The 24887-nt window shown below is 45.7% G+C and carries 21 protein-coding genes; 3 read left to right on the plus strand and 18 right to left on the minus strand.

Features of this window, described 5'->3' with window-relative positions:
- Positions 1-29: 29 nt before the first annotated feature.
- On the plus strand, positions 30-1202 hold the full coding sequence (locus tag SO_RS13590; RefSeq protein ID WP_011072835.1) for an SO2930 family diheme c-type cytochrome: 1173 nt from the start codon (positions 30-32) through the stop codon (positions 1200-1202).
- Between the two features lie 231 nt (positions 1203-1433).
- Here SO_RS13590 and SO_RS13595 read toward each other — a convergent pair whose 3' ends face one another.
- The 3 genes from SO_RS13595 to SO_RS13605 all read right to left on the minus strand — a co-directional run bounded on the left by SO_RS13595 (position 1434) and on the right by SO_RS13605 (position 6301).
- A complete protein-coding gene (locus SO_RS13595) occupies positions 1434-2495 on the minus strand; it encodes an AraC family transcriptional regulator (protein ID WP_011072836.1) in 1062 nt (353 codons plus the stop codon).
- A 193-nt stretch (positions 2496-2688) separates the two neighbouring features.
- Complete coding sequence (sohB, locus tag SO_RS13600) at positions 2689-3705, minus strand: protease SohB (RefSeq protein ID WP_164925731.1); 1017 nt, start codon at positions 3703-3705, stop codon at positions 2689-2691.
- Positions 3706-3817: 112 nt separating this feature from the next.
- Positions 3818-6301: a VolA/Pla-1 family phospholipase gene (locus SO_RS13605; protein WP_011072838.1), complete on the minus strand. Its 2484-nt coding sequence runs from the start codon at positions 6299-6301 to the stop codon at positions 3818-3820.
- Between the two features lie 260 nt (positions 6302-6561).
- On the opposite strand from SO_RS13605, the gene SO_RS13610 reads away from it, so the two are divergent.
- A complete protein-coding gene (locus tag SO_RS13610; RefSeq protein WP_011072839.1) occupies positions 6562-7299 on the plus strand; it encodes a YciK family oxidoreductase in 738 nt (245 codons plus the stop codon).
- Between the two features lie 91 nt (positions 7300-7390).
- Here SO_RS13610 and SO_RS13615 read toward each other — a convergent pair whose 3' ends face one another.
- Positions 7391-8362, minus strand: a complete 972-nt coding sequence (locus SO_RS13615; protein ID WP_011072840.1) for a sialidase family protein — start codon at positions 8360-8362, stop codon at positions 7391-7393.
- Positions 8363-8475: 113 nt separating this feature from the next.
- The gene (gene rluB, locus SO_RS13620; RefSeq protein WP_011072841.1) at positions 8476-9351 is read right to left on the minus strand and encodes a 23S rRNA pseudouridine(2605) synthase RluB; all 876 of its coding nucleotides are present in this window, start codon (positions 9349-9351) and stop codon (positions 8476-8478) included.
- Between the two features lie 268 nt (positions 9352-9619).
- Between rluB and SO_RS13625 the strand changes: the two genes are divergently transcribed.
- Positions 9620-10162 (plus strand): hypothetical protein, encoded by a 543-nt coding sequence (locus tag SO_RS13625; protein WP_011072842.1) that lies wholly within the window; start codon positions 9620-9622, stop codon positions 10160-10162.
- On the opposite strand, the gene SO_RS13630 is transcribed toward SO_RS13625, so the two are convergent.
- The 13 genes from SO_RS13630 to SO_RS13690 all read right to left on the minus strand — a co-directional run bounded on the left by SO_RS13630 (position 10163) and on the right by SO_RS13690 (position 24859).
- Entirely contained in the window at positions 10163-10873 is a 711-nt protein-coding gene (locus tag SO_RS13630) for a hypothetical protein (RefSeq protein ID WP_011072843.1), read from the minus strand.
- Positions 10874-11196: 323 nt separating this feature from the next.
- Positions 11197-15222, minus strand: coding sequence for a phage tail tip fiber protein (locus SO_RS13635; protein ID WP_011072845.1), 4026 nt, complete (start codon positions 15220-15222; stop codon positions 11197-11199).
- A 4-nt stretch (positions 15223-15226) separates the two neighbouring features.
- On the minus strand, positions 15227-15856 hold the full coding sequence (locus SO_RS13640) for a tail assembly protein (RefSeq protein WP_011072846.1): 630 nt from the start codon (positions 15854-15856) through the stop codon (positions 15227-15229).
- A gap of 76 nt (positions 15857-15932) precedes the next feature.
- A complete protein-coding gene (locus tag SO_RS13645; RefSeq protein WP_011072847.1) occupies positions 15933-16499 on the minus strand; it encodes a Lambda phage transcriptional regulator in 567 nt (188 codons plus the stop codon).
- A gap of 77 nt (positions 16500-16576) precedes the next feature.
- Entirely contained in the window at positions 16577-16834 is a 258-nt protein-coding gene (locus tag SO_RS13650) for an NlpC/P60 family protein (protein ID WP_238560487.1), read from the minus strand.
- 67 nt (positions 16835-16901) lie between these two features.
- Positions 16902-18497, minus strand: a complete 1596-nt coding sequence (locus tag SO_RS23090) for a Lambda phage structural protein (RefSeq protein ID WP_011072848.1) — start codon at positions 18495-18497, stop codon at positions 16902-16904.
- Between the two features lie 11 nt (positions 18498-18508).
- Positions 18509-19414, minus strand: coding sequence for a Lambda phage tail fiber protein (locus SO_RS13660; protein WP_011072849.1), 906 nt, complete (start codon positions 19412-19414; stop codon positions 18509-18511).
- Positions 19415-19453: 39 nt separating this feature from the next.
- A complete protein-coding gene (locus SO_RS13665; protein ID WP_011072850.1) occupies positions 19454-20242 on the minus strand; it encodes a Lambda phage protein with carbohydrate-binding module in 789 nt (262 codons plus the stop codon).
- Between the two features lie 2 nt (positions 20243-20244).
- Positions 20245-20517, minus strand: coding sequence for a Lambda phage protein of known function (locus tag SO_RS13670; protein ID WP_011072851.1), 273 nt, complete (start codon positions 20515-20517; stop codon positions 20245-20247).
- Between the two features lie 82 nt (positions 20518-20599).
- Complete coding sequence (locus SO_RS13675; RefSeq protein ID WP_011072852.1) at positions 20600-21313, minus strand: C40 family peptidase; 714 nt, start codon at positions 21311-21313, stop codon at positions 20600-20602.
- 51 nt (positions 21314-21364) lie between these two features.
- Positions 21365-22090: a phage minor tail protein L gene (locus SO_RS13680; protein WP_011072853.1), complete on the minus strand. Its 726-nt coding sequence runs from the start codon at positions 22088-22090 to the stop codon at positions 21365-21367.
- Complete coding sequence (locus tag SO_RS13685; RefSeq protein WP_011072854.1) at positions 22083-22742, minus strand: DUF4376 domain-containing protein; 660 nt, start codon at positions 22740-22742, stop codon at positions 22083-22085. The genes SO_RS13680 and SO_RS13685 overlap by 8 nt, the downstream gene beginning before the upstream one ends.
- Positions 22743-22744: 2 nt before the next feature.
- Positions 22745-24859 (minus strand): Lambda phage protein of known function, encoded by a 2115-nt coding sequence (locus SO_RS13690; protein ID WP_011072855.1) that lies wholly within the window; start codon positions 24857-24859, stop codon positions 22745-22747.
- Positions 24860-24887 lie beyond the last annotated feature (28 nt).

A 24887-nucleotide genomic window follows, 5' to 3' on the forward strand; every position in this document is an offset into this window, starting at 1 on the left:
CATTCAATTAACTCACGAGCGGATAACTCATGAAAAACCGCCAAACTCTTTCGTTTATATTGCTGCTAACGACGCTGCTCACAGCCTGCGGCGGTAGTGACAGCCAAAGCAGTGATAGTAACCAAACACCGCCGCCAACAGATCCAACCCCACCTGCCAGCCTTTGTGTTAACACATCAGGACAAGTCAATTGGCAAGCATTAATGGCTGAAGACTGCCCACAGTTAAGTCAGTACGGACTATTTGTTGATCCAGCTAACCCTACCTCACAACCTCAAACACCGGGGTTTAGTTATCAGTTAGCCACCCAGCTATTTTCTAACTACGCCAATAAATACCGTTTTATCTACTTGCCCGCGGGTACCAGCATGCAATTCCAAGCGCAGGAAACATTTGAATTTCCAATCGGTGCCGTGCTGGTCAAAACCTTTGCGCTGCCACAGGATACTGCAATCACAGGACCCACCAATGAAACGCTAATCGAAACTCGGTTATTGATAAAACGTGCTCAGGGCTGGACAAGTCTGGTTTACCAATGGCAGCAAGGTCAGGCAAAACTAATCACTGCCGGCGCAACTGTGTCCCATAGCCTTATCAACCAAGGCCAAAGCCAACGCTTTGATTACAACATTCCTAGCCGCGCCGAGTGTAAAGTTTGCCATCAGATAAACCAAGATAACACCAGCCAAATCATTCCGATTGGCCTTAAAGCCCATCTATTGAACAGCGAGATAGACTACCAAGGGCAAACCGTTAACCAACTGAGCCTTTGGGCAGAACAGGGCAAACTTTCGCAATTACCTGATGTAAAGCTAGTGGCCAAAACCTATGCTATCGACAACAGCCAAGCCGATTTAACCGCCCGCGCTAAGGGCTATTTAGATGTAAACTGCGCCCACTGCCATAGCGCTAAAGGCTTTGCCAGTATCTCTGGATTGCAGCTCGGTTTTTATATTGACCACACCAGTTATCAATATGGGATCTGCAAGCAGCCTCCAGGGTGGGATGGCGGCCCCAAGGGACTCGATTACGATATTGTCCCCGGCAATGCAGAGCATTCGATTTTACTCTATCGCCAAACGCTCTCCGAGCCTAAAGATCGCATGCCACCCATTGGTCGTAATCTTGAACATCAAGAAGGGGTTGAATTAATCAGACAATGGATAGATTCGCTCGCCCCCAGCTTAGGAACTTGTGTTTAGTACATAACCTCAACTCGGCTTAAGAGATGAATAAATGCAATCCACAGAGCAAATTCCAGTCATGACCTTCAAACTTGTGGTTTGCGCTGGTAACAAGGTGGATTTATACCAATCGTATTAAATATCTGTTCATGCAGCGGGAGTTCTAAGCGCTTTAGACAAGGCAAGGCTAATGGATAAATAAGTGAAGCCGTTGAAAATAAGTTGATACTGTCATCTTCCATTACAGTATCAACTTGTTATGGTCAGTTTATCTTTGTTTGCATCTCCCCTTTGACCGCTATTAAGTCGGCTAAAATATCCAGGAGGATGGCCTATCCAATGCTTAAAGGATTGACGAAAATGACTCACGTCGCTGTAACCTAGGCTTTCAGCAATCGCTTCAATATCTAGCTCATTGGCTAAAATCAACTCAACCGCCCGCTGACAACGCACCTGATCGACTAAACGCTGATAGCTCGATCCCAATTGCGCGAGCCTTCGTCGAAAACTGCGATCGCTCATATGCAGTTGAGCCGCCATTTCATCTAAATGTGGCACATCGGGAAACTGAGCACGGATCGCCTTCAGCACAGTTTCAATTAAAGAAGTGGTAGAGACTAAAGATGTTATCTCAGTCCCTTCTGGGAAAGGATAATTGATGTCAAGAGCTAGATAATTAAGGGAAATACTCCACTCGTAATATTCACAATTAAATTGTACTTTAGCGCCCGTTGCCACCGATAAAAAACTGCCATCCCGTACGGGCTCGGCTAAATTAATTTGAGTCAGGCGTATTTCCGCCCCAGTTAACTCCCTCGCCAATCCCAACAACGAACCTATACTGTGGAGGAACTGAAAACCATATTGTTCTTTATCAATACGACCCGTATTGAGCCAACGAATGCAAACACTTTCATCTTCTAGGCGTATCAGAGAATCAGTAAAGCTGCCAACCAAACTCGGGTGATTAATCACAAACTGTAAGCAGGCTTGCAATGAGGTAAGCTCGGCAAGATGAGGCAATAAGACATCTAAACTATTCACCCGGTAACTCAGCCCTAATTTTGTACCAATATCGGGATCGCCACCCTGTAAACGTAAAAACTCCATTGCATATTCCACCTGCCATACATACACAAACTGGCAATGAGTGAGCTCTGCTCGTCCAATACCTATATGTGCACACACTTGCTCAAGAGCCTTATCACCTAAATGCGAGGCAATAAAATCGAGAATATTACGTAGCTCGAATGCAGGGTAGGTTTGGTCACCTACCATCAGGTTCGTCTTGTAATCGACGCGCTGTAACATGGAATATCCTTAATGTGATTTGTTCAGCTTTTAATTCCCTAGGTGATTAGTTGTATAAGATCTCGCTTATTTTGAATAGTCTTAAACCAAACTTAATGTTTAAAAAATGTATTATTTTATTTCATACCCAATCTAATAAAAAACGCCTGCTCGAAGGCAGGCGTTTTTATGCGGTATTAAGCTATATCATCGCCTACACAGGACGATTTTTCTCTACCAGACGATTAAAAATGGCATTAACAGAAAGCGAAGCACCATGGGCGATTTTATCAGCTAGTTTTTTGCGCACCTGGTAACGCAGCTTATACACGGTACGTTCGCCAGCTAAATGCATTAACACATCATCACTGGTTGAAATCGCATCGATAAGGCCCAGTTCAATCGCCTGTTGACCATACCAATGCTCACCCGTGGCCACCTTAGCCAAATCGAGTTGAGGGCGATACTTACTCACAAAAGCTTTAAACAGCACATGGGTTTCTTCCAGCTCCTGTTGAAACTTCTGTCTGCCCTCGTCAGTGTTTTCACCAAATACGGTCAAAGTGCGTTTAAAGTCACCTGCAGTATGTTGCTCATAATCGATTTCGTGTTTTTTCAATAAACGGTTGAAGTTAGGTAACTGGGCAACAACACCGATAGAACCAACTATAGCAAATGGCGCGGCATACACTTTATTGGCCACACAGGCCATCATGTAACCACCGCTGGCAGCAACTTTATCCACGCAAACCGTTAAAGGAATATCAGCCTGACGTAAACGGTCAAGCTGGCTCGACGCAAGACCATAGCCATGCACCATTCCGCCACCACTCTCGACATTAACGACAACTTCGTCGCCCTTTTCAGCAATGGTTAAAATTGCGCTAATTTCCTCACGCAGTGAGGCAACCTCAGCGGCATCAATACTGCCTTTAAAATCAACAACAAAAACCTTTCCTTTGCTCTCTCCCTCGTCTGCCTTTTCCTTCGCCTTCTCTTCTGCTTTGAGTTGCTTTTCATAGGCTTTAAACTGCTTTTTAGTCAACAGTTCTTCCTTCAAGCTATGCTTTAGCTCTTCCAATTCTTCAGAAAAATTGGTGATCCTTAACTCACCCTTATCCGATTTGTGTTTTACTGTGGACGCCAAGACCACAATAATCACTGCAACAATCGCCACAACGATCGTCACGGCTTTCGCTAAAAACATGCCATATTCGTATAGAAATTCCAAAGTACTCTCCATTGGGGCCTAAGCTTATCCGGTTAACTGCGCGCTATTCTAACAGCCTAGAGCGCCATAAAAAAACCCAGCGCAGGCTGGGTTTTTAGGATTTAACGCTGGATTAGTTCGGACAGGTTGCTATCACGCTTGGATCGGTGACGAAAATAGTCGCTTCACCTTTACCCGCAGTCGATGCATAGGTCGCTACTTGGGTTTGCATTTCAACAGTCGCAGCCCCTGCCATACCGTCCGTAGAACTCTTCTCGCTTGGGTCAACAATGGAGCTGTGGTGACCTTTAGCAAAACGCACGGCACCAGTGCCTTTCGTCGTTGCATCAACACAAGGTAAGCCCATTGCAGAGATCAGTGGCTCAGTGCCCGACAATGGGAAGTTATCCACGCGATTTGGTAGCACTTGGTCTGGCAAGTTTCCGTTACCATCACCTGCAACTTCAATTAAATGCACTGGTAATTTGGTCGCTTTTAACATAGCTGCATGGTTGATTGGGTCAGCCGAGTCCACCGCTGTTTGGACCGCAAAGGCAAAGGTAGGAATAAACTGCGCGTACACCGCTTGTACTAATGCCGCATATTCCGGACTGCCTGGCTCGTATCCCGCGGTATTGGCTTTATCCACTAAGGCTTTGAACGTCGCAGAGGCCGTTACGTTATTAAAGAGTACTGGACCGAAGGTGGCAGAACCCGCGAAAGAACCTGCTAAACCACCCGCAGGGGCAACCAAAGAGGCCGCATTAATCGCATATGGATTAGGTAACGCTTCGCCCGTACTTGGATTTTTCATACCCGTGCTCGCGTAAGTCGCAAAGTCAGTTCCTACAATGCCACCTAAGCTTAAGCCCTGCGCGCTAATCTTAGTGACATCAAAAATTTGTGGTTTACTAGCCTGTGCAAGCCCCTGTGCTAATCCGCTTAGGGCTAAACGCACGCCTAGGTGATCCATGGTCGCTTGACGGAAGTTATCGCGCACGGACAGCGTGCTTGAGATATTCACAAATACCAATGGATTACCATTTTTAAAGGCATCGGGTGTACCAATAACCTCGCCGAAGGAAGGATCGGTTGCCGAAACTTCATAAATACCATCACCATTGGCATCAAATGAACGTGCACCATGTAAAGGCATATCGATAGCCACAGTAGCAACACCCATAGCGGCATAGGAACCCGCATAGGCTAAAGACATTTCCTTACCGCCACCTAATCCATGCAGTGCAATTGTGGTTGGCCAGCCTGACGTCGGCGGCGTAAAGGTCAAACCTTGCTGCTGATAGAAGGCCGCTAATTTGGTCGCATTAGGCATAGAAATCAGCACAGAAACCGTTTCGTAGCCTTTAACCGCTGGAATAGGGTTAAATTTGGTTAGATGTTTGGTTTTATCAACCGCGGTGCCATCGTCTAACAACCAAGTTTTACCCGCCATTAACGAGGGATTGGCTAACGCATCGGCTGGGTTAGTAATACCATTGGCAACAGCTTGCATACCAAAATTGGTCTGACTCAAGGTACCCGCTTGTAGTGCTAATAACACTGACACAGGGCTATCGCCTTGGGCCTTCCAGCGACCATTGATTAATGGTTTACCTTCAGCAGATAAACAACTCACTGAAGAACACTCGCCGTAAATCGGCAGTTTAATTTTCGCGGTATACACATCCGCTAAACTTGAAACCACATAAGCAGCACCATCTGTAGGTGTCAATCCTGCTGCCTGTGCCACTGTAACCCCTGTAGGCGTCGGCATTTGCGCAAAACTAGGCGCATAAGGAGCACCCTGCGCCATCAACAGCTTTGTGGTTTCATAGACGTTTGCTACCGATTGAGTGGTAAACAAGCCTGAATAGGAAATGGTTGAAGTATCAACATTATGGGCCGCAGCAATGCCCTTTTCATAACTGTTGATTAAGGTTTGCAACATCAGCTGATCTGGCGTTTCTAGGGGTAACGTATTGATATCCATCTTCAACGTACCATAGGTTGTCGAAGAGGCAATGCCGCGTCCCTCAGAGTCTTGGATCAAATTGGTTGTCGCATAAATATAAGATTGACCAGCCTTAAGGGGTTTTAGGGGAAGAATAACGACTTTTGAACCCGATGCAGTTGACACAAAATCGACGCCAAACTTAAGCTCTGCACCGACCTTACAAGCCGATACTGACGGTTTGGCTTTACACTCAGGATCAGAGGACAAGGCGCCCCCCACGGTAGCCTCAAACATTCTCACCGCACCTGGTTGTGCTACAGATGCTGCAAGCAAGCTAAGTTGGGTACCATCATGATTTTTTGCTAAATCGATATCAATTGAAATAGGTGACGTCGTCGACCAACCATCTAATGCACCCAGTGCAATCTGTGGATCGGTATAATTCCCCGAGCTTTCACCCGGAATAGACAAAGTACCATCCTTAGTGCCACTAAACAGTAGATCATTAGGTAAAGGCACTTTAGAAGTCGCTGGGTCGAACACCATATGGGATTCAGGGATGAGCGGCTCTGTCTTATCCTTGAGTTCGTTATAACTGTCCTCGCCACATCCTGTGAGGCCCAGTGCTGATGCAATCGCAACACACAAAATGAGTCTTTTCATTTTTTTTCCCCAAATCTTGTTGTAATAGTTTTGTTTTCCCCAAGAAATTAGTCACAATAGTGCAAAGCTATGACTAATAGGGCTTATGTTAGCCCCTAACTCATTTCAAGTTAACGTAAAAATATTGAGTTAGCCACAAGTTTGTCACAAACATTTTTGCTACCCATAACAAAGTTTCATTCATTTGTTTGAAACATGCGTTTAGCAGTTCGGCGACTCTAGAAGTGGCGGGCATTTTCGCCAAGAGGAATAAAAGGCTCATGTTGGAATATCAAGCAGCAAAAGATTTACTCAAAGGTAAAACAATTCTGGTCACTGGCGCAGGAGCTGGCATTGGTCGTGCGGCAGCTATCGAATTTGCCAAGCACGGTGCCACCGTGATTTTACTCGGTAAAACGGTCAAAAAACTCGAAGCCGTTTACGATGTTATCGAGCTAGCGGGTTATCCGACACCAGCCATTGTGCCGCTGGATTTAAAGGGGGCAACCGAACAGAACTACCGCGATATGGCTGACACAATCAGCGAACAGTTCGGCCATTTAGATGGTTTACTGCATAATGCCAGCTTACTTGGCGCCCTAGGTCCGTTTGAACATATTGATATTCCTTCGCTTGAAGATGTTCTTAAAGTCAATGTCACCGCGCAAGTGATGTTGACCAAGGCATTACTGCCTGTGCTGCGTCAAGCCCCTAACGCCTCGATTATCTTTACCTCAAGCAGTGTCGGTCGTCAGGGCCGCGCCTACTGGGGCCCTTATGCCTTCTCAAAATTTGCTACCGAAGGCATGATGCAGGTACTCGCCCACGAATGCGATGGTACTTCAGTACGCGTTAACAGCATCAACCCAGGAGCAACGCGCACTGAAATGCGTGCCAAGGCCTATCCAGCTGAAAATCCATTCGATTTGAAAACACCTGAAGAGATTATGCCAACCTATCTGTATTTGATGGGACAGGATTCTAGCGAGATTAATGGTCAACAATTTAACGCCCAATAATTGCTGCTTGTTTTAAAATATCGCGTTTTCAGTGCATTAGCTTTGAGACAGAATTAATCTAAAAAGAAGGGAGCTTATTGCTCCCTTCTTTTTAATTCTGACCAAGCTTGATTTTGGCAAAGTAAATCATGGTTTTAAACTTATCTTGCGCTTTATCGTCCTGAGTATCACTTCTCTCCAAATCAGAAACCATTGCCTGCTCATGGCTGGAGTAATAACTGACTAAAAGATCGTCACCATCAAGCACAATACCTGCATAACTGGTGTCCCCTTGGGAAGGTAACGTCAGCCACTCATGGAGCTGGCCTGTATCCTGGTTAATCTCGACCAGTGCAGTGCGGATATCGCCTTCATATAAACGCACTACCGCCATCAAACGGGATTGATAGACAAACAGCACTGGCCCACCGATACGTTTATCGAGTGTTTGCCAAGTCCATTGCTTGAAAGGTGACAAGCTGTGACCCAGTAAACCTAAAAACTCGTCACTCCACACGGGATCGCGCCTTAATAAACAAAAACAACTCCCCTGGTGAAATACAAGCGAACTTTCATTCACGTAGCCCTGATTGTTAAAAACAGGCATCCAAGGCGTAAATTCGACACTGTCATCACTTTTATATAAGCGTGTATCCCCATCAGGCCCCGCTCGATACCCCACACCATAGAGTGCATCTTGATGCTCAGTTAAACGCCATAACCAGTAACCTTTATCAGCTACCGCCTGTGGTTCGGACCAATGTACGCCATCCTTTGAGCGCCAAAGATAGGACTGTAAACCTGATTTATCGTGCTGAGTACCGCCACCCAATAGCAACAACTCACCTCGAAATTCAATTAATTTGCCATCCCGTAAATCAGCATGAGCCGAAGTCAGCAGCGCCACACTTTGCCAAGTTTCCCCTGCATCATGGGAGCGAAGAATACGTAATGCACCATCGGGAGACACGTGGGCTGAGCCTTCTCGAAACACACAAAATAATGTCCCTTGGTATAACACCAGATCGGTAAAGGCATTATGCTCACCTTGCTCCCAAATTCGCTTGACTGATACTAGCTCCATCGCTTATCTCCTCGTCATCGATAGGCTTGTTATAGCATAACCACCAGCTACAGAAAGCAAAAAAGGCCGCAAGCGGCCTTTTAACTGAGAAACTAAACATCACTCGAATGATATTAACTGCGCTGACGTGTCGGCTTAGCTTTAGGCGTTGCTGTGACTTTATGCTTACGCACCGCGCGGCGAATTTTAGCGCTCTTCACCTGTGCACGGGCCACGCTGTGTTTATCAGCAGCCAGCATAGTGCGAGTTTCAGGCTCAAGGCCCGCCAGTTGACGCAGATAGTTAACTTGTTCTATCGGCAATTCAATCCAGCCACCACGAGGTAAGGATTTAGGTAATTCCACCATACCGTAGCGCACACGGATAAGACGGCTAACCTGCACCTCTTGTGATTCCCATAAACGGCGTACTTCGCGGTTACGACCTTCACGTAAACACACGTGCCACCATTGGTTCATGCCTTCACCACCCGCAGCTTTAATGGCATCAAATTGCGCCATACCATCTTCTAACATTACGCCAGTTCGCAGACGTTGTACCGCAGCCTCTGGCACTTCACCAAAGGTACGCACTGCGTATTCACGTTCAACTTCGTTAGACGGATGCATCAAACGGTTTGCCAATTCACCATCAGAGGTAAACAGCAATAGGCCTGAAGTGTTGATATCCAGACGGCCTACCGCAACCCAGCGCGAATCACGCACTTTAGGCAAACGGTCAAACACAGTTGGGCGACCTTCAGGGTCTTTACGGCTACAAATCTCACCTTCGGGTTTGTGATAGGCCAGCACGCGGCAAATCACATCGTCGGCGGACTTAAGCGATATGGCTCGACCATCGATACGTACTTTTGCATCGGCTTCGATCCGATCGCCAAGATTGGCAATCACGCCATCAATACTAACTCGGCCTGCAGCAATCCATGCCTCCATCTCACGACGGGAGCCATGGCCTGCACGGGCCAAGACTTTCTGCAATTTTTCACTCATTAGTTATATCTTCAATAAAATTCTTTTTGAAAACAAGGATTTTGTCACCTCGCATTCTGTATATTTTGTTTGCATGTACACAGCTATGTACACAGTTCCAAAAGTGGTGTAATTATACGTTAATTGCAGTTAGTCGTACAGTGAGCCCTATTTTAATGAAAATGAAACACAACAGAACATTAAAAACTGTGATAATTTAATGTTTGATTGGTATGTAATTTATTGATAATTGCATAATTAATGATTAGAAAAATTTCGTGAGGATTTTATGAAACGTTTAGCGCTGATGGCTTTAATGGTTTCACTCGCAGGATGCGGTGGTGGCGGGGATGATGATGCTGGTGCAGATATCAAAAATTTGATTTCAAGCACAAATGCAGTTGACGGGAAAACGGTTAGACCAAGTGATGCCGATTTGCCGCTGGTTATCGCTGTTGAGTCTCACTCTGCTGATATAGACAAAATCTTGTTGTCATTAGAACGTATCGAGCAAGTAGCCGGTTATCAGATAATTCGATATTCAAATGGCATAGAGCAAGCGGACATCACCATTAAATCATCAAATGTTGGCTGTCTGACTTCGATACCTATGGGTAATTGGCAATATACAATTGAAGTGGGTGACATGGCATCCTGCCCTAATGTCACTTTTGATTTGGTGGCCTATAAGATCTTCGGTTTAAATCGAACCGATAAAGACTCTTATCGAGTGCTCAAATCTCAGAGCACATTGGCTGATAGCGCTTTGGCGACGATTTACAATAATCCACCCAACACCCCTATTTCTGAGTTGAACGTTATCAGTAAATAACTACTGTGGGAAGTTACCCAAGTTTGGGAACTGCTCATAGTAAGACGCATCAATAACAGCGTAATTCATTACATCTGCAGGTTGATAACGAGAAGGGCCACCGCGTGGCCCTTGCGTTTGTAGTGTCCATCCGTGCTGATAGCCGCCCTCACTACTGTTGTAAAACCCATTAAATCGAGAGTACTCAACATAGTACTGCCCTGGCGTTCCTGCGTATTCAGAATCTACTCTGGCAATGGTTGGCTTGCAGGCTGGCTTAAAGCTGCAGTTGGTTCTGTGCTGGCCTTGCGAATAAATTACTTCTCCAAGCAGTTTTATTGATACCGGAGGCCTTGCGCTGTGAAAGCGCACATTTCCAGCAGTGTCATAAATGGCTAAGCCATACTTCGGCAAATTAATTGCTTTAGCCGAGGCAAAGACATAAATCCTTGCGGTACCGGAATACATCCAAGAACTAACTAAGCCTCTCCATGTGCTACCTGTGCCATCAAGGATCACATGCAATGCTCTTAAATATGGGTATTGCTCTCCTTGGGTGTTGCAGTAGGTATAAATTTGAATATCGTAACCAACCGGAATACCAAACAGATCGATATAAGTATCGGTACCATTGGTATGAGTTACGTCCTTGTAACCCCAATACATGAAGGTGGTTTCATAGGTACCTAAAAATAGCGATAGGTCCTTGTTGCGAATTTCTACACCGTACATAAATCACCGAGAGTAAAAGAATGAAAGCAAGATTATGGTTACCCCAAATGCATCTTGCTCTAGTTCAAATGTGACTGTATTGCCTGTGATAGTCAGGCTGTTTATTTTTACTCTGAAAGTGCTACCTAAAGAAACCTCTTGATCAGGAGTGCTACGCTCTAATCCCCAAACGAACGAAAGCTTACCGCCAACGCCATTAGATGGCAGCGTGACGGAGTGAACGCCTGGGTAAAGGTCCTTTACACGTAAACACCAAAACAAATTGTATGGTGTCGCATCGTAAAGCACCTCTTTGCCAGCGTTATAAACAGCAAGAGCATAACTCATGTTAATTTACCCATTCTGCAAACTAAATTACCGCTATTGTCATAAACATCTATTTGATTATTTGATATTTGCATTCGTCCCTCGCCTGCAGTGTTTCCATTAATTTCAAATACACCGGACTTATCCAGTTTCCAGCCAGTATTTTGTGCAATATAGTTTGTTGATTCGATATAATCCCCGATCTTAGCGTTGGTGATTGTGCCATCACCAATAACAGCGCTGTTAATAAATACCTGACCACCTTGGACAGCAAAAGGCGTAGTGATAGTTGATGTTCCAGTAATTTTATTCACAATTGCAAATCTATCTGCAGTAAAGAGTACTTGCGATTGCATGCCTTCTGGCGTGTTCTCCACACCGATTGCCATGCCTGCGCCGTAATATTTACCGTCTGCAGTTACCCCAACTTTGATCGAGTACATTGCTTGCAGCTTGCCGTCTAACTCAGCTAACGCCGTTGATGTTTGCTGCACAGCGGCAGTGTTAGCGCCTGCAGTGGCCTGCACGGTATCTATGCGTTGGCCTAATGCGCTGTCGGCATTAGCACGGGCGGTTTGCTCTTGTTGGATTGCTGCAGTGTTAGCCCCTGTTGTGGCCTGCACTGTGTCGATACGTTGACCTAAGGCGCTATCAGCATTTGCTCGCGCTGTTTGCTCTTGCTGGATTGCGGCAGTGTTAGCCCCTGTTGTGGCCTGCACCGTGTCGATACGTTGACCTAAGGCGCTATCAGCATTTGCTCGCGCTGTTTGCTCTTGCTGGATTGCGGCAGTGTTAGCCCCTGTTGTTGCCTGCACTGTGTCGATACGTTGACCTAAGGCGCTATCAGCATCTGCTCGCGCTGTTTGCTCTTGTTTAATTAATGCAGCATTGCCGTTTACCGTTGCGGAAATACTGATGATTTGTTTTGCCAATGATTCATCTGCAGTGGCTCTCGCCATTTGCTCAGTGATGATTGCCGCCGCGTTTTTATCAATGGTAGCGGCAACAGTTTCAATACTTTTTGCCAATGCCTCATCAGCGGCAGCTCTTGCATATTGCTCCGACCAAACGCCAGCAAATACCACGGTTGATCCGGCATTCCAACCAGTATCGCCAGCCAATGGCGGATTAACTTGAGCAAAAATTCCATCAATACGTGATGATTCAGCAGTCAGTTTGCCATCAATCTCTTCAATTGATGTTTCAACTGTATCCACTCGCACAGTTAATGCGGCAAGCGCTTCACCGATGGTTGAGTACTCGCCTATTTTTTCCCAATAAGTCGCGTTTGTTGGTAGCGTTCCTGCTGGCACATCTTGCTTAGCCGAGTACAATTTGCCCTGATATTTTACTAATTGCCCACTAAAATAGGCGATATTGCTATCCCACTCTGGCGCCCCAGCGATGTCAGCGATATCCGCTTGCATTTGATCGATCTTGCTCTGTGCAACTGCAATATCGTTTTCAATATCGGGGATTTTATCGGTTTCGGCTTTAATGACTGGGATTAGCTCAATTTCATCTAGTAGTTCTTGCCCAAGTGCTGATGATGTAATGCGCTCGCTGAAGTACTCATCATATTTGGTTTGGTCGGTTGAGCTTTGGCCGTTTACAAAGTTAGACCATGGTCCCACGTTGCCTGTGCGGTCAACTAAACGCGCTCTAAACCAAAAACTCACCCCTGCGCTCAGGCCTGTCATGGTGTGGCTGTTTATGGGGTAGGCAAAATCACCTAACTTGATCATACCGTTGTCGTTATTGTTGGGGCCGTACTCAATTTCGGTGCGCAAGGTATCCTCTGCACCAGCAGGGAATAACCAATTTAACGCAATACCAAACACTAAAGGAGTTGTGGTGAACGAGGCTACCGCTGGCGGCAAGCCAGTTTTACCCGTGATATTGGTCAGATCAGAGGACTTAGGCACTGACGACACATCAACAGAGTTGATCGCGCGAACTCGAGCAATATATTGCCCGGTGTAAACGCCACGAATATCAACCGAGGTGCCGCTAGTTTTTGGCAGCTTAACCCACTCGCCTGAGTCTTTGCGCCATTCCACTTCGTAAGCCACTGCATTTTTGGCTGTGGCCCACTGAATTGTCATAGTCGTGACTGACAGTGTTTGCTCAGTAAATGTTGATTGGCTGATTGTCACTGTAGCTGGTGCTTGCTGCGCACCCACAGGCAATTTGCTAATTGGCCGATCTTCTAGCCGTGCGCCTGTATCAATGTATGGGTACTTGCTTGGGTTATGCTCAACTGCGGTGATCTCGTACTCAATGCTATCACTATTGGCTTTGGCGACACGCAGCACTCTAAATTGCTGTAGCTTTAGCTCGTCTGACTCAACCGACCATAACAGCTGTGGTAATGGCGTTTCGCTGTATTCAGTAGTTACCGTTACCACTCGGCCATTAACGGCCTCAATGGTACGCGCCTGAGCCTTGCCGCTGGGTAAGTTGATAATCAGGCGATCATTAACTGCGATTGTGGTCGCGCGGTCCAAAGTGATTTGTTTGCCGTTAACCGCCGAGATACGCCCACCAATGCGGCTACCTGCAATCAATTGGTCGGCAATTCCAATCACAAAGCCAGGTAAAGGAATGCTTCCATCCATGCCCACTTTAAAATTAACCGCGCGGTCATTGTTATTGGTATAAAGTGCCCACTTACCGCGGCGCTGCGCTTCTGATTCGCGAGTGCAACCTAATGCCGATAATTCGACTACATTGTCGCCATATCGGCGCTGTAATGCTTGATCTGATACAGAGGTAACATCGGATTCATAGGCGTTATCTGGGTTATCCCAGCTAATTAACGCGCGAGTGTACTTCACTTTTTCGCTACTGGATGAATAGCTAAATTTGCCGTCGATCACGTTGGCATTGGTGTAGATAAAATCCATATCGCGAGGCATATCGGCCACAGAATAGATTTGTCCGTTTGACCAGTACGTCATGCCACGGTAGATAGACGCCAAATCGCGTAGCACTTGCCACGCTTCTGTTGCTTGCTGAATGTAGATATTGCAGATATAGCGAGGCTCCATGCCGCCTTTACCGTTTGGTACAAGCTGATCGCAATACTGGGCAATCCGGTAAAGCTCCCATTTGTCCACCAGCGACGCATTGATGCGCTTTCCTGTGCCAAAGCGATCATCAAGGATAATGTCGTAACTCACCCAAGCAGGGTTATCTGTCCATGCGATTTTAAAGCTACCATCCCACACGCCAGTATATTGGCGGGTCAGTGGATTGTAGTTTGTTGGCACCTTTACTTTTCGCATAAAAGGTTCGCACGATACCACGGGGATATTCTGGAATTGGCTGGCATCAAATTCCACGTACAACAATGCCGTATTTGGATACTTTAGTTTGCGGTCAATTACATCGGTGATCGCCGCAATTTGCATTAAGTCAGCCACACGGTTGTTGTTTTGGTTTGGCGTGAGGCGGCGAATGCGTATTTGCCAGCTGTTACCAGCAGGTAAATCAATACGGTGGCTGCGCTCATAGGGCTGGGTAGTTTTGCCGTCAACCGCCGTGCTTAATACCGTTTGATAGCTACCGCCATTAGTAGATAGATCAATGGCGTACTCAATGCGATAGCCGTTTACATCACCGTTATCTAATTGCTGTTGCAGCGCTGGCCAGCGAAAGCGAACCCGCACAGCAGAGAGCAGTGAGTTTGTGATGGCGCGGGTGTAAGGCTGCTCTGATTTTAATTCAATCCCTAAGGCAACCTCGTTTTCAACTGCGGGGACACCAGGAATATAAGTTTGATGCACAGAGCCATGACGAAAGTCCCAAATCACACCTGGGAAGTTTTCAGCGCCATTGGCATCAAGCAATGGAGTGCCATCTAAAAATACATTTTTGCCGGATAATTGTCCCTCAAATTCACCTTCTCCGATCGCCAGCAAGATTTTAGCTTTGGCAATTGAGCGCAGATCATCAGGCGATTCAACCGGAGTACGCTGCTCGCTCTCACCTGCTTTCGCGCCATGGATAACGAGTTTTTGATTTAATGCTGGAATACCCATTCAGTTAAGGCTCCTGTTGATTGCCGTTGCCATTACCGCCACCGGATTGAATTGGGCGCTTGCTGGTTGCGATGTCTTCTGCATAAATGCCTGCACTAATAATGGCGCCACCAATGCGGCGCTTGCCGTAACCAATACCAACAGGATTACCAGCAGCAGTGGTATTTACCGCACCACCAAAGGCATAGCTTGGGGCGTTCTCAGCAGCTTCTCTGCCATTTAGTCCTTTTGCTTGCGGTGATAGCATTTGCACTACGCCACCAGCGACTAAACCCACGCCAGCCTGAACTAGCCACCCTTGGCCAAAATAAGCCCCAACAACGATCATCACTGCGCCTAAAATCGTCTGCAGAATGCCACCACGCTTACTGCCGCTAATAACAGGCACAATGCGAATTTCATTGGTACCGGCTAACTCAAATTCATCCATTCCGGTATTGCGTCCATTGCGAAAAATCGCATAGCGAAGGCCTAGCTTTGCCTGTTCTTTGATAAATAACTCAAATCCTTGAAGGGTATTTTTTAACGCGCTAAAAGCTTCGGTTGTGGTCCCCGTTTCGAGTAAGCGCTGGTGAACTCGGCCAAACCTAGAAGCTAATGATCCTGATAGTTTGATAGTGGTATGTGTGCTCATGGTGTTTCCGCGAAAACATGAATTTGAGGCAATAAAAAAGCCACCGATTGGGTGGCTTATTTTGAATGGTATTTTATTAAAGCTTTTCAGCTTCTTTGCTTACGCTTGTTCCTTCAAGTAGTCTTTCTGCAGCAATCCTATCAAGCCTATCGCTTTCATCTGCTGTCAGATTGTAACCGATCATCATTTTATTTTTTTCATGCTGAAACAAGAACTTTATGATTAGATAATCTTTTTCCCACTTAGCCCAAAATTGCTTGTTTTTTTGTGATGTTTCTATTGGGTCTGCAGTTTCAGAAGCATACCCGTATTTTTCAACAAGCGATTTTGTTAGTAGATCCTCAATTGAACTTGCTTCTACATCTTCAAACAAACTTTCTGAGTGCAGAATTACTTGTTTAAGACCATAATTATTAAAATAAAAACTTGCATTGAATGGCTTTTTTGCAAGCTCAATTTTAGTAGAAATAACTCTTGATAAATCTTTAATATCTGACGCATCGGTCATTTTTTGATCAACGCTGTTTGGATACATACTAAGTATTTTTTCAGCACTATCACCGTACATTGCACCTTTCCATAGTTCTTGTGAGCTTAGAAAAAATGAGCAGCAACACAATATAAACAATAAAATTATTCTCATATAATTCCTTATTAAATAAATTACTTAGCATCACCACTATGCCAACGACCTAACATACTGTAAAGTTTTTAGCCGTTTTATCCTGCGTAACGCACAATCAAGCGGGTATTGCGCTGCCAGTATCCACCGTAAATATCATGGCGGCTAAGGCGTCCATATAGATGATGCAGGATCTTGCCTTCGCCAACATAAACTGCGGCGTGATTAACTCGCTGACTTTGGATTTGCATTAAGATGCCATCGCCAATTTGTAGATCTGCTAGGTTGATATTTGGCAGCACCACAAATCCAGCTTTGGCAAATTTATCGAGGTATAGCTCTTGCTCGCCTTCCAACCAGCCGTCTTGGCGCTAAAAGTCTGGCAAATATGCAATAGCTGGCCATCCTTGGCCTTATCCATTTCTAATTTCTGATTTTTGCGCTGAACTTCATACCTTGAGCCACATTAGTTGACCAGAACTTGACATCAACATCATGTAAATTCCAGCCGTCAGGCTCACCGTTAATGCCGTCAAACGAATGATTGTCTGAACCTATATTACTGCGGTGGGTATACACCCCTACTCGGAACCACAGCGCCACAATCGTCTCACCTGTAGCACTAACAGTGTGACGAGATGCACCCTTATAGATAGGAACCAATAGCCCTTGCTCCTTGGCTAAGAAATAGGTTTCCGTCCCACCAGGCGCCCAGTTAGTAACATCAACACCACTGAACGTAACAGGCTGCACGTCAACTTCAATCTTCTCAAGGTCGGTATCCGCAAGGAATTGTGCTGATTCTTGTGGTGATAACATCACATAATACCAACCGTAGAACTTAGCCGCCCAGCGATCTATAAAATAACTTGTCGTTGCAGAGTACGGAGGTACTAAGTCAGACCGATTAGTCATGCGACCTGCATGATGTATACCGCGATTAACTCCACGGGTCATGCGCAGGCGTAAATCATCGGTGGGTAGGTTAGATGCATCTGGTACAACATAGCAGCCATGGTCTTCAAACAAACCATCTTCAATGACGAACTTGGTTGTATGCTCCGCAGTCTCATAGTCGTAAGCACCCCAGCCAGTATCAGGTACAGTGCAACGACCTGTGTTGTAACGTGGGCGGCAATACCAGAGTACCCCGTTTGCTAACTCTTTATAGCCACCAACAGCAGGGGCTGATGGTGCTTTTAACGATTCGAGCCATTCGGCTTCTGTACCAGAGAAGCCAGCATCAAATGCAACCTGATAAGCAGACTTACCATGATCGCCTTTATCACCTTTCCCACCTTTCAGGCTGTTTAGCCAGTCTAAATGAGACCCTTTATATCCTGCATCTAAAGCAATATCATATGCTGATTTACCAGCCACACCTTTTAGTGATTCCACCCACTCGGCCAGTGCCCCAGTAAACCCTTGGGCAACTGCTACTTCATATGCTGATTTACCAGTCGCACCTTTCAGACTATTGAGCCAATCAGCTGAAGAACCTTGGAACCCTTGGGTAACTGCTAATTCGTAAGCAGATTTACCATTAGCACCGCGAAGTGACTCTAACCAATCATCAACCGATCCATTAAACCCTTGAGCATGTGCTTGTGCGTAGGCGGAAATACCATCATTACCGGGTTTACCAACAGGGATACTAAACGCAAACTTGGTTTCACCTGATACTGACTGGTCAACAGTCACCAAGGGTGGCTCATTCCACGCTCTAGTTGTTGCAGTAGCGGTAACTAGACCGGGGTCATCACCGAAATTTCGACCCTGTGTTATCTCAACACGGATTGCACCTGCAGAGCTATCAATACCATTGGTTGACGTAAACGACCATAAATTACCCGCACCAGTGTAATTCGCAGTTGCTGATTCAGGCATTCCACCTGAATAAAAATATACTGTTGCATTAGCAGATGGGATTACACCTTCTGGCATTTCAAATGTATTAGTTGCACCTGGTACAACATCAAGCCCATCTGTACCCAATTTAAACTCTGTTGTGTAATTCATTTCTGGTGACCTTATAGACGAATAAAAGCATTGAGTACGGTAGATGATGGACGGTTGTCCATGGCTAGTTGTGTTTGTGAGTTAAGCTGAACCGATGCCGAGTGACCATGTTCCGGTATTTGTACGAGTGCATTATTGAACCACTCACGTCCTCTCCAATATGCGCGAGGGTAATTACCATTGGTATCTGTTGCGCCATCTGGATCACCGTTTGTATCTGTCGGTAATAGCAAGCTTGTATTCAGGTACGCAACTTTAGAAGGGTCACGAGAAATGTTCACATTGAAGTTGTTGTTTGGTAAGTGACGAACATCCATCATTACACTATTGGAACCAATGTAACGACCCATGGAACCACCAACGGAAATATTATTATTGTAATAACCGCCAGTGGCGTATTTATCCCGCAAGTCAGGGGAACCGTAGCCATGCAAGAGGCTCTGAGGTGCATTGATTGTAGTACCATCGCAACGGTGCCAGCCTTCACCCAATGTGTCCAATGGTGAATACTGAATTGCACCCACAGGGTATGATAACGGGCGAAGGTCACGTATTGAGAAAGGTGAACCGACACCGCCTATCACATAATCGCGGTCACAAATATATAACCCACCATATGCAGTGACCATTTCACCAGCTAAATAAGATTGGTTGAAGGTGAATGGGCGTGGTGCAAATTTCTGAATATGGTCTTGGTTGAATGGGTACTCCTGTGTTATTGAAATTATCACTTTGCGCTGTTGGGATGCGCTAGGAAAATCTAGTCTGCGAGGGTTTGATGCGTTATGCGTAAACTTTAGCGGAAACCCTTCCCCGTCACTTTGCACAGCAATATCGGCTGTTTTGTGTGTACCAACTGGGAGCGTGAGATAATTCACACCTGCGTTGATTGTTTGTTTTACATTTCTTTTAAACATGATTACCCCTGCGTTACATTGACTTGATTTAAATAAGTGTTAAACCTTGGCTCTTGTAGCTGATACCTTGGCTTTAAACTCGATAAGATCGATTGATATGAGGCTTATTCCGGCGGTTGCTGTTTTACATTGGGTTTTGAATCCAATATGCGCAGTGGCGTTATCTGCCCTGAACATTGCCGCAGTGCTGGTGTAGCTATAAAGCTGGGTGCCACTGTCGCTGTACAAGGTCACTTTAAAGCGATCGTCAGTGAGCATTTTGAATTTGCAGATGTACCACGTTGATGTTGATAGGGCGTAAGTTGAGCCAGTTTCAGTTGCAGCACTTGCTTTTACTATCCCGCCAAATGCATTACCGTTTTCAATAATCAACCCACTGCGGTCGCTAATACCTAACCCGATACTTGTTGAACCGATGACTGTTAATTGCGCAGGGTTAAATGCCGAAGGTGTCTTAAAATATACTGTAACTTCTAGTTCGGACTCCTTTGGGAATATGGCCATTAACATACCAGCGAGAAAACTGGCGTTTGCTGTGGTGCTTGACACAATGGGTTGCACACCGAAATGATTGCCTTCGCTGAGGATGTTTTGTAATGAGATATTGCCAGTTGATAGCAGGCTGATATTGTTAGCCGATGTCAAACCTATGCTGTGCATCATAAAGTCATACGAGGCGTAAAAATCTGAGGTGGCTATGGAAGTTGTTAAAGTGCTTAGTTTTAACTTTTCTGATGGGCTCATTAAGCCTGGGGTGGTTTCTGTCGCCAACGGAACTTGCGCAGCTGTGGCGCTACTCGCGCCTTTTTTCCCAAATGATCCGCCCATGATCACACCTCAACTTGGATGTGTGCTGGGGCAGCATGGCCCAGTAAAAACAACTCTTCGCTGCCTTGTTCGACATAATAGAGTTCGGTTAATAGTGCGGGTATGATGCGATAAGCGACGGTTTCAACTGGCGGCTTTGATGCGCCAAAGTGCGCACGAACACCATACATAAACTGCACTTGAATATTAAAGGCGGTACCGACAGGAATATTGTAAAGCTGGTTAACTGATACATATTCATCGGTGCCTATGGTTTTTATCTCTTTGCTTGGCATATCGCCTCCTTAAGCAAGTGATTAACAGTTTTATAGAAATAAAAAAGCCACCGATTTGGTGGCTTAAATTCAATCATTCAGTTTATTGGCAATGGCGCACAATCAAGCGGGTGTTGCGCTGCCAGTATCCACCGTAAATATCGTAACGGCTAAGGCGTCCATAGAGGTGATGCAGTATTTTGCCTTCGCCAACATAAACGGCGGCGTGGTTTACCCGCTGACTTTGGATTTGCATTAAGAAAACATCGCCGATTTGCAGATCGGCTAGGTTGATATTTGGCAGCGCTACAAATCCAGCCTTGGCAAAGTTGTCGAGGTATAGCTCTTGCTCGCCTTCCCACCAACCGTCTTGCCGTGCGAAGTCTGGCAAATGGATTTGTTGCACCTCACTGTACCAATCGCGCACGCAGCTATAGCAATCCCAAACACCATGGACAAACGGACGGTTTAGCAGTGATTTACGCTCACCCGTTGGCACTATGGTGCGTAAGTCGCCATCAGGCCAACTGAGGATATGCCAAGGTAAGCCACTGGCTTCACACATGGCGCGATCGCGATCACTGGGTTTGCTGCTAGCGTCTGGGTGGCTGTGGCAGATGCCAATGATTGCACCTAACTCTTCAATATCAGCATATTGCTGCGGATCAATCACAAATTCATCGGCCTTGTTAGTCGCCTTATTTTCGCACTTCACATACTGCGCTTTATTGCCCTGCCGGATAAGCAGCCCACAACATTCGTTAGGGTAGCAACTGGCCGCATGCTGACTGAAGGCATGTAAAATGGTTTGGTGCATAGGGACCTGCTTAGTGTGTTAGACCATTTTGCTGACGGCGGGAAAATGCTTTTAACGTATTAGCCGCACGCTTGGGAAGCCGCCGTGGGGTAATTCGTTATTTTCGCCAAAGCGTAAGGTGCAGCCTTTGATTGTGCCTGAGCACTGGTCTAGTGCTGGGTTATCAGTTGGCTGATCTTCGTCGGTAAACATGGCCTCGCCCGTGTAGCCACAATCCGCGCCGCGATATTCGCCACGTTGGCACCAATAACAATAGGCGGTCATTTGCCTACCGATTTTATAACCTGAAAGGTCGGCTGGGTTTGACAGCTCAAAGGTAACGGCGACATTATCCTCGTTGACCTTTTTATCTACATACCAAATCTCAACCGCTTCTTGGGTTGGATCTGCTTCACTATTGCCAGTGTGGAAGTTGGCCGCATCGAGATATTTTGCCAACGTGCGGTGTATTGTTACCTTGGCTTGCTCCATATTCTGAAAATACAGGCACAAGGCGCTAATACTGCCATCGATATTTGCCACAGTTAGGGTTGGCGTACTTGGCGAGCCATCGGAGTTAACTTCAACCCCTTCTAACTGCGCTGGCCATGCGCTGTATTGCTCGCCTTGCCAATGGATAATCCGCGCGGGTAAATTGGGCTGATTAAGATCGGTTTCTGAGTATGGGATATTGTGAGCATGAAAGCGCAGGATATCCGCACCAAAGGCGGTACCGTCGATTTCATAGAGAATAATCTCATTGCCCGGTTCTAGGGTTTGAATATCAGCACTAAGCATCGGCTGCACCTTTGGTCCATAGTTTGCCTTGCTCGATAATCGCTAAGCTGTGCGCCTGGCGAATTTGATCAACGGTAACGGCTGTTTCAGTGTTATCTGCTAAACGCCAAATGGTTGAATTAATCCCAGCATCCTCAGAGGCATGTATTGCGGCCAACATACGGCGTTGTGATTGTTCGTCACCATCAAACACCAGCCCATCAACCTCAACAGTAATCGAATTAACTGCCGCGGCACGTTGAGTGCGAAATAGGTATTCATCAATGCTGATGCCATCTATCAATATCTCAGCGCGATATTGCTCAATCGTTTTAAGTTCAGGGCGAACAGGCTCAGGCTCTGCAAATAAAGGCTGCTCAATCGCTTGCTGATCTTGCTCATCTATTGTTAACGCTGGCGCATTAAGCTCGGCATCTGCTTTACGCGCAATCCATGCTTGATACTGCTCGAACCAATCCCATTGCAGCGTGACAGCGTACAACTCGATAAACTTATCGATCACATGGTGCATTGCTGGATTAGCGGCATGGATTCTAGCTACTCGCAGTACATCATAGAGTGATACTGCGTAAGGGCGTTGCTTAATCACTTTCTCTGGCAATGTTTGCGCGCCGTTATCGCCAGCGGTGACTTCTTCATAAAACATTTCCATGGTTACACCTTATTTTTAAACCATCCAATCGGCTCACGCAGGCGAGCCGTTCCCACTGATACAGTCACACCATTATCATTGGGTTTGGTTGATTGGTTATCTACAATGGCTTGCTTGCCATCGTCACCCCAGTTAGTGCCATTGTGTTTTAGCTCGGTATAAGCGAAATGAGGAACGGCTTGCTGGTTGATGTTGGCAAGATAGCTCACCACTTTAAATGCCGGTGAATTATTTGCTGGCGTTCCAAGTGTTAATGCTTGGTGAGTTACTCCATCAAAATTTAATGCAGAGGTTAATTTTCCTGATCCATCGATGGCGCAAGATAATAGCGACTTATTATTAACTGATACGCCTGCATTGTTTTTTAGTACCTTGCCGATTAACGACTCACCAAGTAAAGCACCGCTTTCTGGACGATAGTCAGATGATGCAAATACGTTATATGGCACTATGCCAGCTAACACAGCATTTGGTGCGATTTCAGTTTGTTTTGCAAATGCTTGGTATTGAGAAATCCACACCAACTCAGCCGATCCAGCAGGAGTACCATTTGTCGGTCCTTCAATATTTAGATTTGCTACACTCCAAGTAGAACCATTGTTTAGTGAGTACACCTGTATAGCGCTTGCTTTAATGGTTTTTCTTGACATTTCCCATACAGATGCCGCATTAACAACTAAACCACCTATCCACCCATTTTTTAGTTGAGGTGTTGAGTATATATTATTAGCACTTCCTGCTATTTCAGTAGCTAAAAATGATCCGCCAGCATAATAAGGCAACTCACGCCGCTGAATTGGATAAATGACTTCATCCTTGTTGATTGTAATAGATCCATATAAAGCAGTATCCCATCTAATCCAATTTTCACCAGCGCCAACACCGCTTCCTTTTGCCCAGATTTTAACGTCTTTTTTTGAACCATTACTTGATGTAAAAGTTAAATAATCACCAATATTCCATTGATTTGAATCATTTACATATAATGCACCATCATTAATTAAGGTGTTTAATTGTGTGGCTGGATCATTAACCTTGGTAAATGATAAATATTCAAAACCTCGATAAGTACCATTATAAACTTTATGGGCTGCTCCTGCATAATCAAAGCTTTCAACTCCATTAGCCGAGTAGCGCATATCACGACATACGCCGCCAAAACCATCTGCATAAATAGCATCGAAATAGCGTCCTCCAGTCTCAGGGCGTCCAGATTTTCCGGTGGCAATAGAACCAGAGCCAGCAAGCAGCTTTGTAGGATTAAAGCAATCTGCTCTTGATGTGATACTTGCGGCAGTGTTATACCAGAAAGTATCACCAACAAATTTAGCTGCGCCTAGCGGGTTAAATGACGGATGATAACCACCATCATTTAACCGCAGCACATTGCCAAAATAGAGCAGGTTTTTACCTGCTTTCAGCCATAAATCGCCAAAAGCATTGAGTGAATATCCCTGTTCTGATGGTGATGGTACGCCATCAGTCGTGCCTGAAAATGAAACCTTGTATAACTGCCACTGATAGATTTTTCCATCTGTGCCGATATATGTGGTGTTGGCATTGGCCGAGAAGAAATCTTTTTTCTGCTGATCTGTCGCGGTAAATAGGTTTACTGCTGCACCAACACCACGCAATCCGCCTTGATAGGCATTGGGTGATGCTGCGCTTATCTCAACCTTTTCTGCCTCAATACCATACATATCCATACGTTCTGGAAGTGTTGATGTAGGGTGTGATGGCAGAGTTAATACAAATTGATTAGTTAAGTTGAAAACTATACCGTCAATGTGTACCGATGCATTATCTGTTTTAGACCCACCCACCCCGCCAGCTTTACCAATAAGCAAGGTGTTTGGTGTAGTAAGCGCGGTATAAAGCCCAGGCTTGCATTCATTAACTTGCTTGCCTGATTCATGATTACCAAAGCTAACCCAACCACTCGCTGCATAGCGTTCTTTGTTTTGTGCACGATTCGCTTCAAACTGCGCTTGTGACATGGCTGAGGAGAGTACTTCTACGGCCAAAAAGTTACGGTTGGTTTTTTCAAAGGCTGAGCGAGCTGTATCGCCACCCGTGCCTGCTGGATGGGTGCCTAGATTAATCGTTTCAAATGCCATGTGATTTTCCTAAATATCAGGTCCGATA

The sequence above is a fragment of the Shewanella oneidensis MR-1 genome, from assembly GCF_000146165.2.
GTDB classification, from domain to species: Bacteria; Pseudomonadota; Gammaproteobacteria; order Enterobacterales; family Shewanellaceae; genus Shewanella; species Shewanella oneidensis.

Coding starts and splice junctions, on each gene's coding strand:
- SO_RS13670 (WP_011072851.1), bottom strand. CDS start 20,517: ATGCCAAGCAAAGAGATAAAAACCATAGGCACCGATGAATATGTATCA.
- SO_RS13635 (WP_011072845.1), bottom strand. CDS start 15,222: ATGGGTATTCCAGCATTAAATCAAAAACTCGTTATCCATGGCGCGAAA.
- SO_RS13595 (WP_011072836.1), bottom strand. CDS start 2,495: ATGTTACAGCGCGTCGATTACAAGACGAACCTGATGGTAGGTGACCAA.
- SO_RS13680 (WP_011072853.1), bottom strand. CDS start 22,090: ATGCTTAGTGCTGATATTCAAACCCTAGAACCGGGCAATGAGATTATT.
- rluB (WP_011072841.1), bottom strand. CDS start 9,351: ATGAGTGAAAAATTGCAGAAAGTCTTGGCCCGTGCAGGCCATGGCTCC.
- SO_RS13640 (WP_011072846.1), bottom strand. CDS start 15,856: ATGAGCACACATACCACTATCAAACTATCAGGATCATTAGCTTCTAGG.
- SO_RS23090 (WP_011072848.1), bottom strand. CDS start 18,497: ATGAATTACACAACAGAGTTTAAATTGGGTACAGATGGGCTTGATGTT.
- SO_RS13610 (WP_011072839.1), top strand. CDS start 6,562: ATGTTGGAATATCAAGCAGCAAAAGATTTACTCAAAGGTAAAACAATT.
- SO_RS13630 (WP_011072843.1), bottom strand. CDS start 10,873: ATGTACGGTGTAGAAATTCGCAACAAGGACCTATCGCTATTTTTAGGT.
- SO_RS13625 (WP_011072842.1), top strand. CDS start 9,620: ATGAAACGTTTAGCGCTGATGGCTTTAATGGTTTCACTCGCAGGATGC.
- SO_RS13605 (WP_011072838.1), bottom strand. CDS start 6,301: ATGAAAAGACTCATTTTGTGTGTTGCGATTGCATCAGCACTGGGCCTC.
- SO_RS13660 (WP_011072849.1), bottom strand. CDS start 19,414: ATGTTTAAAAGAAATGTAAAACAAACAATCAACGCAGGTGTGAATTAT.
- SO_RS13615 (WP_011072840.1), bottom strand. CDS start 8,362: ATGGAGCTAGTATCAGTCAAGCGAATTTGGGAGCAAGGTGAGCATAAT.
- SO_RS13690 (WP_011072855.1), bottom strand. CDS start 24,859: ATGGCATTTGAAACGATTAATCTAGGCACCCATCCAGCAGGCACGGGT.
- SO_RS13645 (WP_011072847.1), bottom strand. CDS start 16,499: ATGAGAATAATTTTATTGTTTATATTGTGTTGCTGCTCATTTTTTCTA.
- SO_RS13675 (WP_011072852.1), bottom strand. CDS start 21,313: ATGCACCAAACCATTTTACATGCCTTCAGTCAGCATGCGGCCAGTTGC.
- SO_RS13685 (WP_011072854.1), bottom strand. CDS start 22,742: ATGGAAATGTTTTATGAAGAAGTCACCGCTGGCGATAACGGCGCGCAA.
- SO_RS13665 (WP_011072850.1), bottom strand. CDS start 20,242: ATGGGCGGATCATTTGGGAAAAAAGGCGCGAGTAGCGCCACAGCTGCG.
- SO_RS13590 (WP_011072835.1), top strand. CDS start 30: ATGAAAAACCGCCAAACTCTTTCGTTTATATTGCTGCTAACGACGCTG.